Source organism: Streptomyces sp. NBC_00076 (genome assembly GCF_045041235.1).
Taxonomy (GTDB): Bacteria; Actinomycetota; Actinomycetes; order Streptomycetales; family Streptomycetaceae; genus Streptomyces.
Window position 1 is genome coordinate 3,729,389 of sequence record NZ_CP108242.1, and the last position, 11,619, is coordinate 3,741,007.

Annotated in this window: 6 protein-coding genes, 2 tRNA genes and 1 pseudogene; 2 read left to right on the plus strand and 7 right to left on the minus strand. The window is 70.5% G+C overall.

The annotated features are described in order from the left end of the window. Window positions 1-53 precede the first annotated feature (53 nt). Both tig and OHA64_RS16940 read right to left on the minus strand, forming a co-directional pair. Window positions 54-1,466, minus strand: a complete 1,413-nt coding sequence (gene tig / locus OHA64_RS16935; RefSeq protein ID WP_405613790.1) for a trigger factor — start codon at window positions 1,464-1,466, stop codon at window positions 54-56. 215 nt (window positions 1,467-1,681) lie between these two features. Then, window positions 1,682-1,758, minus strand: a tRNA-Pro gene (locus tag OHA64_RS16940). Window positions 1,759-1,887: 129 nt separating this feature from the next. Between OHA64_RS16940 and OHA64_RS16945 the strand changes: the two genes are divergently transcribed. Further along, a tRNA-Gly gene (locus OHA64_RS16945) sits at window positions 1,888-1,961 on the plus strand. Between the two features lie 214 nt (window positions 1,962-2,175). On the opposite strand, the gene OHA64_RS16950 is transcribed toward OHA64_RS16945, so the two are convergent. Next, on the minus strand, window positions 2,176-2,370 hold the full coding sequence (locus OHA64_RS16950) for a hypothetical protein (RefSeq protein ID WP_356771106.1): 195 nt from the start codon (window positions 2,368-2,370) through the stop codon (window positions 2,176-2,178). Window positions 2,371-2,982: 612 nt separating this feature from the next. Here OHA64_RS16950 and OHA64_RS16955 point away from each other — a divergent pair. Continuing rightward, window positions 2,983-4,140, plus strand: a complete 1,158-nt coding sequence (locus OHA64_RS16955) for an acyltransferase family protein (protein ID WP_405613792.1) — start codon at window positions 2,983-2,985, stop codon at window positions 4,138-4,140. A 12-nt stretch (window positions 4,141-4,152) separates the two neighbouring features. Here the strand turns inward: OHA64_RS16955 and OHA64_RS16960 are convergent. The 4 genes and pseudogenes from OHA64_RS16960 to OHA64_RS16975 form a co-directional block, all read right to left on the minus strand. Next, window positions 4,153-4,414, minus strand: a pseudogene (locus OHA64_RS16960) (phosphohydrolase); the annotation flags it as partial. Between the two features lie 178 nt (window positions 4,415-4,592). Next, window positions 4,593-6,026, minus strand: a complete 1,434-nt coding sequence (locus OHA64_RS16965; RefSeq protein ID WP_405613794.1) for a DUF6177 family protein — start codon at window positions 6,024-6,026, stop codon at window positions 4,593-4,595. Between the two features lie 4 nt (window positions 6,027-6,030). After that, on the minus strand, window positions 6,031-10,005 hold the full coding sequence (gene eccCa / locus OHA64_RS16970) for a type VII secretion protein EccCa (RefSeq protein ID WP_405613796.1): 3,975 nt from the start codon (window positions 10,003-10,005) through the stop codon (window positions 6,031-6,033). A gap of 50 nt (window positions 10,006-10,055) precedes the next feature. Beyond that, window positions 10,056-11,567 (minus strand): MinD/ParA family protein, encoded by a 1,512-nt coding sequence (locus tag OHA64_RS16975; protein WP_405613798.1) that lies wholly within the window; start codon window positions 11,565-11,567, stop codon window positions 10,056-10,058. Window positions 11,568-11,619 lie beyond the last annotated feature (52 nt).

The following is an 11,619-nucleotide window of genomic DNA, read 5'->3' on the forward strand; positions in this document are numbered from 1 at the left end:
CCCGGGGTCATGCGACCCGGGGCCCTCCCTACGACCTACAAGGCGCCGTGGGCTCAGCCCTCGGTCTTCTCCTCGGTCTTCTCGTCGGCCTTCTCCTCGGCCGGGGCGTCCTCGGTGGAGTCGGCGGCGGCCTCGGCGGCCTCCGTCTCCTCCTCCTCGTCGTCCAGGTCGATGATCTCGCCGTTGGTGTCCTTGACCGTGGCCTTCTCGACCACGGCGGCCAGGGCCTTGCCGCGGGCGACCTCGCCGACCAGCATCGGGACCTGGCCACCCTCGACGACCGCCTGGGCGAACTGGTCGGGGGACATGCCGGAGGAGGCCGCGCGCCGCATGAGGTGCTCGGTGAGCTCCTCCTGGTTGACGTTGAGCTTCTCCTGCTTGACGAGCTCGTCGAGGACGAACTGGGTCTTGATGCCCTTGACCGCGGCCTCGCGGGTCTCGGCCTCGAACTCCTCGGCGCTCTTGCCCTGGATCTCCAGGTACTTGTCGAGGTCGAGGCCCATCTGGCCGAGCTGGTGGTGCTCCAGGTTGTGCTTGCGGGTGTTGACCTCGTCCTCGAGCAGCTTCTCGGGGACGGGCACCTCGACGAGCTCCAGCAGCTTCTCCAGGACGCGCTCCTGGGCCTGCGTGGCCTGGTCGTACTGCTTGGTGTTCTCGAGGCGCTTGCGGCTGTCCGCCCTGACCTCTTCGAGGGTGTCGAACTCGGAGGCGAGCTGCGCGAACTCGTCGTCCAGCTCGGGCAGTTCACGCGCGGCGACCTGGGTGACCTTGACGGTGACCTCGGCCTCCTTGCCGGCCGCCGAGCCGCCCTTGAGCTCGGAGGTGAAGGTGGCCTCGCCACCCGCCTCCAGGCCCTTCACGGCGTCGTCGATGCCTTCCAGCAGCTCGCCGGAGCCGATGGTGTAGGACACGCCGCTCGCGACGCCGTCCTCCAGCACCTCGCCGTCGACCTTGGCCTCCAGGTCGAGGGTGACGACGTCGCCGTCCTCGGCCGCACGCTCGACCGGGGAGGTCGACGCGAAGCGCTCACGCAGCTCGGTGACGGCCTTGTCGACGTCCTCGTCGCTGACCTCGACCGCGTCGACCTCGACCTCGATGCCGGAGTAGTCCGGGATCTCCAGGGCCGGGCGGACGTCGACCTCGGCGGTGAAGTTCAGCGTCTCGCCGTCCTTCAGCTCGGTGATGTCGACCTCGGGCTGGCCCAGCACGTTGAGCTCGGCCTCGTTGACCGCTTCGGTGTAGAACTTCGGAAGCGCGTCGTTGACGGCCTCCTCGAGCACGGCGCCGCGACCGAACCGCTGGTCGATGACGCGGGCCGGGATCTTGCCCTTGCGGAAGCCCTTCACCGTGACCTGCTGGTTGATCTTCTTGTACGCCGCGTCGAGGCTGTCCTTGAGCTCCTCGAAGGGCACCTCGACAGTGAGCCGAACCCGAGTCGGGTTCAGGGTCTCCACGGCGCTCTTCACGGTTCGGTCTCCTTGTGGCTGACTGCTTGGGTTCTGCCGGGGCCAGAACGGCTCCGGCGGATTCGCCGCCCGGAGGACTTCGTTAAGGAGAGACACACGGGCGTGCAGCTTGCATAGTAACGGCAGCGGCGACACGCCCCAAAGGCGATCACGGGACACGGTCACGGGAAGTGACCGCGCCAGTGGCCTACGACAGGCCGGGGACGGCCGATCAGTGGTCGGGGTGGCGGGATTTGAACCCACGGCCTTCCGCTCCCAAAGCGGACGCGCTACCAAGCTGCGCCACACCCCGTGCTGGTGCGACACGTAGGGTACATGCCCGCAGGCGGCGTGGCCGCCGCATTAACAGGGTGTGCGTCGAAGGGGGACGACCCGCTACGATGCCTGTGTGCCGCGGTCACCGACCTGCGGCGCGCGCTGTGCGGGCGTAGCTCAATGGTAGAGCCCTAGTCTTCCAAACTAGCTACGCGGGTTCGATTCCCGTCGCCCGCTCCACATGACGTAGGGCCAGGTCGGAGGATCACTCCTCCGCCTGGCCCTTGTCGTTTGCGGGTGACGCGATCACTCCGCCATGCCCCATCACGTGACAAGGCCTCCGGCCCGTTCCTTTCCGAGGATCGGGCCGGAGGCCTTTCGCGTGCCCTGCGGCGCGATGTCTGCGGCGTCCACTGTTCGAGCACTGTTCGGCGGCGGACCATGACGGCCGCGCCTAGAACTGGATCGAGTTGATGGTCTCCGCTATCGAGTTCAGGAACCGCTGGATGTCGTCGGCCATGCCGGTCGAGGCCAGGAAGAAGCCGAAGAGCACAGCGACTATGGCGGGGCCGGCCTTGATTGAGCCTCCCCTGATCAACACCACCAAAATGATCGCCAACAGCAGCACCACTGACAGCGAAATGGCCACAACTGATCACACCCTCGGTCGGTCCGCCCGGCCCGGGGGTGCAGCCCCGCGCACCCCCGCCAGAACCATCGTGCCACCAACAGGGCCCGCATATGCGGCGCGTGACCCAACGTTGGCCATGACCGCTCGTGATCTCCACGCGCCCGCGGGCGCGCAGGGGCTTCCGCCAGGACCCTTCGCACAGCAATTCGACGAGCCTCCGCACAGGTAATTCAGCTGGATCGTTTCCTTGCCCACACAATGTGTTCGCAGCTGATTCGAATTTCAGTCCAGGGGGCGCCGGCGACCTGCACGGCATGCCGATAATGCACCATTTAGTAGGGATGAATCGTGACAAGTTAGGCGCGCATGACCCCCTGGCCGACTATTCACCGTGTGTCGGTGCTCACGTGGACAGGAATGTCAACATCCGGAAAACGCGGGTAGGCGAAGCCTTTAACCAGGAATGACGTCGAGAATTTTACGAATACCCACAGCCAGGACTAGGGTGCCTCAGATGTTCCACGCCGCCTCGTCCCCCGCCCGCGCAGCGAGGTCCCTGTGACGAACCCGCTGCGACCGCACGGCCAGAATCGATCGCCACTCCCCCCGGCTCAGTCGTCGGCGGACGGAGTGCCGAGTCCGCGCACGCCGCAGAACCACCGCGGCGAACCGACCCCGCCCCGGGCCGCCGCCGGTTCCAAGCCCGGCGCCAAACAGCGCGACGCGTTCTTCGACAACGCGAAGTACCTGGCGATCGTCCTGGTGGCCGTGGGCCACTCCTGGGAGCCCATCAAGGGCGACAGCCGGATCCTGGAGGGCCTGTACACGGTCGTGTACTCCTTCCACATGCCGGCGTTCATCATCATCTCCGGGTACTTCTCGCGCAGTTTCGACATGCGCGCCGACCGGCTCAAGCGGCTGATCACCGGCGTGGTCGTGCCGTACGTCCTGTTCGAGACGGCCTACTCGCTGTTCAAGCGCTTCGTCGATCACTCGCCGGGGCAGGAGATCAGCCTGCTGGATCCCTGGTACCTGACCTGGTTCCTGTGCGCGCTGTTCATCTGGCGGATGACCACGCCGATCTGGAACCTGGTGCGGTGGCCGCTGCCCCTCGCTCTCGGCATCGCCATGCTGGCGTCCGTCTCGCCCGAGATCGGCAACGACCTGGACATGCAGCGGGTGCTGCAGTTCCTGCCGTACTTCGTGCTCGGCCTGTGCATGAAGCCCGAGCACTTCCGGCTGGTGCGCCGGCGGTCCATGCGGATCGTGTCGGTGCCGGTGTTCGCGGCCGCGCTGGCGGTCGGCTGGTGGGCCGTGCCCCGGATGAACACGTCGTGGTTCTACCACCGTGACGCCGCACAGGAGATGGCCGCGCCCTGGTGGTCCGGACCGGTCATGGTCCTCGCGCTGTTCGGCTGCTCGCTGCTGCTGACCGCCTGCTTCTTCGCCTGGGTGCCGGGCCGCCGGATGTGGTTCACGGCGCTCGGCGCGGGCACGCTGTACGGCTACCTGCTGCACGGCTTCCTCATCAAGGGCGCCGACTTCGCGGGCATGTTCGACCACGCCTGGCTGGAGCGGCCGCTCGGCGAGATCTTCGTGAGTGTCCTCGCGGCCGCCGTCGTGACCGTGCTGTGCACCGCGCCGGTGCGCCGGGTCTTCCGGTTCGCGATGGAACCGACGATGGAGTGGGCCTTCAAGCGGGACGCGGCCGAAGTGGCGCGCGGACGCGAGAAGACCGACAAGAAGCACGAGACGGGCGTACGCGAGCGCGAGAAGGTCAACGCCTAGTCACGACCCTCGTCACCGGCCCGGCTCACCGCCGTCAGCGACCAGACCGAGAAGCGCACGCATCCGCGTGTACTTCTCGGTCAGTCGTGTGCGGGTCGGTTCGTCCAGCACCGCGAGGCGCGCCGGGTCCGCGTTGTGCGCCAGGTCCGCCTCCTTCACCAACAGGGCTCCCGGGGTGGCGAGAACGCGCCCGGCGTACGCCTCGGGCGGCTCTCCTGCCCGCTTGGTGACCGCGCCGCACGACGTCCTTCGTACGGCGGCTCAGGGCGGCCTCACCGCCGGACGGTGGCGGGCGGCGCCCCTCCGTCAGGCGCCGCCCGTCGGCCGTTGCCTCGGACACCGGCTGTCAGCCGGCGTCCCTCGGCCATCACGCGTCAGCCGTCACCCGCCGGCTCTCAACCGCGGCCCGTCGACTGCCGCCGCTCAGCCTTTCCCCCTTCAGCCGTGACGCCTCAGCTCTCTCCCTTGAGATGTCTCATCAGTCGCTCGAAGTCCTGCCAGCCCGACAGGTCCGAGGGATCGCCCGGCAGGGGGTAGTACAGCGCGGGACGAGTCGGTGGGCCCAGTTCGCGCGGGGCCTCAGCGAGCGGGGTGCGTCGGGCTCGGTCGCCGGGCATCGCGCGGACCTCCTCGGCGCCCAGGACGAAGGCGTACGGCACGCCGGGGCCCTCGAAGCGGGGCGGGACGGACAGGTCACGGCGGGCCCGGCGGATCTGGACCAGCATGGACTGCAGGTCGTGCCGGGTGGCGAGGGCCTCTGCGGCCGACTGGACGGCGTCCGTCGGGACCTGCTCTCCCGGGCCGTACCCGAAGGCGAGCGTCACGTCCTCCTCGACGCCGCCCTTGGTCCGGGTGATGCGGACCGTCGCGAGTCCGGGGCGCTCCGGGGTGCCGACGACGACCAGCCAGGTCGGTGCGGGCGAGCGCTCGTACGCCACGTCGGTCAACTGGCGCAGGGACCAGGGGAGGTTGGCGGGTTCCTCGGTGCCCCAGCCGGACGGCGGCTCGCCGGTGATCTCCTGCCAGACGGCTTCCACGGCGCCGCCGAGAACGAGACGGTCGTCGGCCGGGTGCACGGTGCGGAAGGAGATGGCGAGCTGGCGTTCGCCGGTGTCGCCCTGGTCGGCGAGGCCCTCCCGGAAGGAGGCGGCGACCGGGGTGCGCGGGTCCTCCTGGGTCGCGTCCGGGGGCACGACCGTGGCGAAGAAGCCGTTGTTCCACTCCAGGACGGCTCCGGAGAGGCCGTCGTAGTAGCCGTCCCGTTCGTCCTGTACCACCCAGCGCGAGGGCCAGCCCGGCAGGCTGGCCCGGACCGCCGGAGAGAGGCGGGTGCTGGCGGGGGTGACGATCTGGAGGCCGAGTTCGGCGCCCGCGGCGGCACGGAAGGCGTCGGAGAGCCAGGCGGTCATCGCGACCACCGGGCGGTCCTGGATGATGACGGCGACCTTGTCGGTGAGTACGTCCACGGCGGGCTGGGCGGCGGCCGGCACCGGCGCCACGCTCATCCCGTCGGTGTCGACCACGGCCAGCGACCATGCGACCTCGGGCGGCCAGGGGGTGCCGCCCACCAGGGTGGCGAGCCGGGCGGCGAAGGTGCCGGCGAGCTGCTCGGCCTCCTTGACGCCGGTCGTGGCACGGGCCTCGGTCCACCAGTACGGCACCTCGGGCGCACTGGCTCCGAGCAGCCGCTCGGCCTCGCCCCTGACCTGCACCAGCAGGGGTGCCTCGACGGAGACCAGCGGGCGGCCCTGCTCGTCGCAGAGCTGCACCACGGCGCCTTCTCCCTCGGTGCCCACCAGACGGTCGGGGCCGCCGGACAGGAGACCCGCGATGACACTCAAGGGGTCGGGCATCTTCTTCGTGAGGGTGATGACGTCCTTCGTCATGGATTCACCTGGTCCCCGTGTAGACGGTCTGGATCAACCGGTTGGTCTGGCCCCTGCGCACCAGCACTCCCCGGCCGGGCGGCTGCGCGCTCGCGTACACGCCGGGAAAGAGCTGGCCCTCACTGCGGTCGCCCGACATCACCAGCGCCGAGGCGCCGGACTCGCGCAGGCCCTGCTGCAGCGGTTCGTACAGTCCGCGGGAGGCGCCCGCGACCCGGCGGGTGAGAATGAAGTGCAGGCCGATGTCGACGGCCGAGGGGATGTACGGCACGAAGGGCGCGAGCGGCTGCTGGCCGGCCGTGGTGAGGACGTCGTAGTCGTCGACGAGGATCACGATCCGCGGGCCGGAGAAGCTGCCCGGTTCCAGGTCCTCGGTGTCGGCGCTCTCGTCCGGCAGCCGCTTCTCCAGTTCGCCCGCAATGCCGGCGGCAAGACCGGCGGCGAGCTTGGAGTTGTAGGCGTAGCCGCCCCGGTACTCCTCCGGGATGGCGCCGCGCAGGCCGCGGCGCGGGTCGAAGACGCCGAAGACGAGTTCGTCGTCGCCGTAGCGCTCGATCAGGCCCTGCGCGATCACCTTGAGCAGGTTGGTCTTGCCGCACTCGCTGTCGCCCATGATCATCAGGTGCTGGTCGTGCTGGAACAGGTCGAGCAGGACGGGCGCCAGCTGGGTCTGGTCGAGGCCGACGGGGACGCGGTGCGGCTCTGCCGCCGGGCCGGGGAGCAGCTCCGGTTCCAGGACGTGCGGCAGTACGCGCACGGGCTGGGCGACCTCGCCGGTCCAGGTGGCGCGGAGCTGTCGGGCGGTGCGCTCCAGGACCGTGCCGAGGTCGGCGGTGTCGGCGAGGCCGTCGACACGGGGCAGGGCGACCTGGGCGAACAGCTTGCCGTCGGTGAGGACGCGGCCCTTCTCCTCCGGGGAGAGGGTCTCGCCGAGCTTGCGGTCGATGCTGGACTCGCTGGGGTCGTTCAGGCGCAGCTCCACCCGGGTGCCGAACTGGGACTGGGTGGCGATGCGCACGTCGTTCCAGCGGAGCATGCCGGCGACGACGTGGATGCCGTAGCCGCCGCCGCGCTTGAGGATGTCGACGACGGCGTCGTCGAGGTTCTCGAAGTCGTCGCGCAGGGCGCCGAAGCCGTCGATGAGCAGCACGATCTCGGTGGAGGCCAGCTCGGGCACCCGGCCCGCGGCGCGCAGGGTGCGCAGCTGCTCCAGCGAGTCGATGTTGTGGATGCGGAAGAGCTCCTCGCGCTGGTCGAGCATGGCGCGTACGGAGTCGATGGTGCGGGCGGCGCGTTCGCGGTCGGCGCGGCCGGCGACCCCGCCGACGTGCGGGAGCCCGGACAGGGCCTGCATGCCGCCGCCGACCAGGTCGAGACCGTAGATCCCGACCTCCTGCGGGGTGTGCGTAAGGGCCAGCGAGAGGGCGAGCGAGCGCAGCAGGGTGGTCTTGCCGGACTGCGGGCCGCCGATGATCGCCGCATGTCCGCCGGAGAGCGTGAGGTCCAGGTACCACTGGCCCTGCCACTGCCTGGTCGGGTCGTCGAGGATGCCCAGCGGCACCTGGAGCGGCCCGCGCCGCTTGGCCAGCTGCATGCCACGCGCGCCCACTTCCACGGGCCCGGCGACCTTGTCGAGGGGGACGGCGGAGGGCAGCGGGGGCAGCCAGATCTGGCGTACCGAGCGGGCGCCTGCGTTCTCCAACTGGTTGATGAGGACGCCGAGTTCGGTGGGCCCGGTCTCCCGGCGCCGCATTTTCGGCTCCTCGGCGCCCGAACCCTCGTCCTGGCCGAGGGTGTTGTACGCCTCGTACGCCAGGGCCAGCGGCCCGGTGTCCTCGGCGTCGCGCTGCACGGGGCCGTTGTAGGCGCCGGAGACGTAGCTCGCCTTGAACCGCTCGTAGTGGCTGGTGTCGACCTTGAGGTAGCCGAAGCCGGGCAGCGGGGGCAGGTGGAAGGCGTCCGTGGTGTCCAGGACCGTACGGGACTCGTCGGCGGAGAAGGTGCGCAGACCGAGCCGGTACGACAGGTAGGTGTCCAGGCCCTTGAGCTTGCCGCCCTCGATGCGCTGGCTGGACAGCAGCAGGTGGACGCCGATGGAGCGGCCGATGCGGCCGATGGACAGGAACAGGTCGATGAAGTCCGGCTTGGCGGTGAGGAGTTCGCCGAATTCGTCGATCACCACGAACAGGTGCGGCAGCGGGTCCAGGTCGGGGCGCTTCTCGGCGCGCAGGGCGGCGTAGTGGCCGATGTCGGCGACGTTGCCCGCGTTCTTGAGCACCTGCTGGCGGCGCTTGACCTCGCCGGCCAGGGAGGCGTGGACGCGTTCGACGAGGCCGGCCTGGTTCTCCAGGTTGGTGATGACGCCGGCGACGTGCGGGAGGTCCGCGAAGGGGGCGAAGGTGGCGCCGCCCTTGTAGTCGACGAGGACCAGGGAGAGCTCCTCCGGCGGGTGGGTGGCGACCAGGGCGAGGACGAGAGTGCGCAGCAGCTCCGACTTGCCGGAGCCGGTGGCGCCGACGCACAGGCCGTGCGGGCCCATGCCGAGTTCGGAGGACTCCTTCAGGTCGAGCAGCACGGGCTCGTGGGAGTCGCTGATGCCGATGGGGACGCGCAGGAAGGCCCGTTCACCGCGCGGCGCCCACATCCGGTTCAGGTCGAGGTCGGCGACATCGTCGATGCCGAGCAGTTCGGCGAAGTCGACGGGGCCGGTGAGCGGGGCGTCGACCATGGACTCGGCGGACATCCGCATGGGGGCGAGCATCCGGGCGAGGCCTTCGGCGAAGGGGGTGCCGATCTCGTCGACGGTGCCGTGGGCGCTGATCGGCTCCGGCATCCGCAGGTCCTCGATGACGATCTGCTCGCCGTCGACGGTGATCCGTACGCCGACACTGCCCGGCTCCTGGATCCGCTGGTCCAGCAGGTGCAGCACGGTGATGCTCATGTCCCGCAGCCCGACCGCGTCGTCCGGCCGCGGCAGGTCGATGGCGTCCTCCCCGTGCCCGTCGGCGACGACCAGCAGCCGGGAGGTCATGGCGAGGGCGTCCTTGCCGGACAGCCCGCGGCGCACCTCGGCCGCGTAGGAGGCGCGGCGACGCAGCTCGGGGCCGATCTGGCGGGCCAGTTGGGGCAGCGAGGGCGCGATGCGGCGGGCGGCGACGGGGCCGTCGAACTGCTCGCTGTCGAGCAGGTGGGGCAGCCACTTGGCCCACTCCCAGTCGGCGATCCGGTCACCGGACGCGGCCAGCGCCATGGCCACGTCGTCGGGGGCGTGGGTGGCGGCGGCCTGCACAAGGAGCGCGCGGGCCACCCTCAGCGTGTCCTCCCGGCTGCCGATGACGCTGATGTTGCCGACCCGGTCGAGCGGGGCGGTCAGCGGGAGTTCGGTGCCGTTGCTGAACCGGGACACCAGCGCGGACGCCTCGTTCAGCATGAACTGGTCGGGCGGGGTGAGCACCGAGGAGCTCGGCTGGCCCACCTTCAGGTCGCGCACCGGCATCTCCCCGGTGCCGACCCGCACCCGCAGGAAGTCGGCGTCCGTCCGGCGCCGCTCCCACAGCCGGGCGGGGTCACGCACGATGTCGTACAGCGCATCCGGCGGCGGATTGAGCACCCGCGTGCTCTCGCGCCGTTCCCGCTCCTCCTTGGACAGCTCCTCGCGGGTGTCCTCCAGGTAGGAGAGGTAGGCCTCGCGCTGGGTACGGCGGGTGCGCTGGGCCTTGCCGCGCTGGGAGAAGACCATGACGAGAGAGCCGGCGATGGTCACGACCAGGATGATCGCGCCCAGTCCCGCGAACTGGCTGTTGCGCACGACGGTCATCATCACGACGGACGACATCACACCGGCGACCGGCAGCAGCGAGGTCGCTATGGAGCCCGTCTTGCCGTCGGGCAGGTTGGGCGGTGCCTCGATGGTGCGTGGCTCCGGGGAGGCCGGGGGCCGGGTGGTGCGTGCCGGCCGGTGGATCAGTCGGGTGCTCATCGTTGTTGCCTTGTCCTCAGCGTCCTGGGGATCCCTTCGTCCGGGATGGGTCAGCGGCTCTTCTGGGAGAGCTGGAAGACCTCCGCGGCCAGCCTCGTGGCGGCCTCCCGGGTGTCCCGCGCGAGCAGTTCGGTGCGGATGGTGCCGCCGGCCGCCAGATGCCGGTCGTACGGCAGCACCCGCACGCTCGCCCCGGTCTCCTTCAGCCGCTCCGCGGCCTTGCCGAGGTCGACACCGGTGTGCGGCACGGTCTCGGTGAGGACGACGACGGTCGTGGTGGTGATGTCCCGGGGCAACCCACGCATCCACTGCAGGACCGCGTGCGTACTGGCGATGCCCTCGAGCGTCGCCGGCACGGTGAGGATGCGACCCTGCGCGGCGGACAGCGCGGTGCGGGCGACCTCGGCGGGCATGGTCTCGCAGTCGACGACGGTCACCCCGAAGTAGCGGCGCATCGACACCATGACCCGCTCGTAGGCCTTGGTGTCGAGCATGGCCCCGACCTGACCCTGGCTCCCGGGCAACAGCCAGGCGTTTTCGGGAAGTTGGACCAGGTAGCCGGTGACTTCGAGGAGCGTCATCTGCGGCTGGACGACGTCGGCGAGGTCGCCGGTGGTCCAGCGCAGGGTCTGAGCGCCCAGCCTGAGTGGCAACGAGCCGAGCGCGGGGTCGGCCTCGATGGCGAGGACCGGGTCCTGGCGGTAGTGCGCGTACGTGGTGGCGAGCAGGGCGGCGACGGTCGTCTTGCCGGAGCCGCCGCGGATGGACGTCACCGCGATCTGTCGGCCGGTGGTGACCGGCTGCTGCAGCACCTCGGCGGTCGCGGTGGTCTCGGCGACCTCACGCGCGGCCGAGGAGGACACGGTCCGGCGCACGGCCCGCAGGGCGCGGGCGCTGAAGGGCTCCCCGCGACGCGGTCCCCGCCCCGCCGAGGCGAGCTTCTCGTCGACGACCGGGCGGGAGTCGGGGGTGGCGCGGGCGGAGCGGGCGCGGGGGGCGGGTGCCTGGGCCTGCGGGGGCTGGGCGGGGGGTTGTTGCTGCTGGGGGTACGCCTGAGGCTGGGCTTGGTGCGGCTGCTGGGCGTAGGCGGCGGCCTGGTCGCCGTAGGGCTGCTGCTGCGGGTAGCCGTGGTGCTGCTGGCTGTACGGCTGTTGCCCCTGGGCGGGATACCCCTGCTGTGGGTAGCCGTACGGCTGCTGTGGCTGTTGTGGCTGCTGCTGGGCGGGGTTGGCCTGTTGCGGGTAGCCGTAGGCCTGTTCGGCGTACGGCTGCTCCGGCCGGCCAGGGGCGGCCTGTTGCGGGTTGCCGTAGGCCTGTTCGGCGTACGGCTGCTCCGGTCGGCCGGGGCCGGCCTGTTGCGGGTTGCCGTCGGCCGGGACCTGACCCCGCTGTTGGGGCTGGGCGCCCTGCTGCTGGGGCTGAGGTCCCTGCTGCTCAGGCGGCTGTGGCTGCTGCTCCGGCTGCGCGCCCCCTTGTTGTGGGGGTTGCGGGATGCGCTGCTGGGCCGCGCCGCCCCTCAGGTCGCGCAGCACGTCACTCTGCCAGTTGTCCCCGTTCGGCATGTCGCCCTTCTCTCCTGCCGCGCCGCCGTCTCGTCGTCCCGCCCTGAACGAC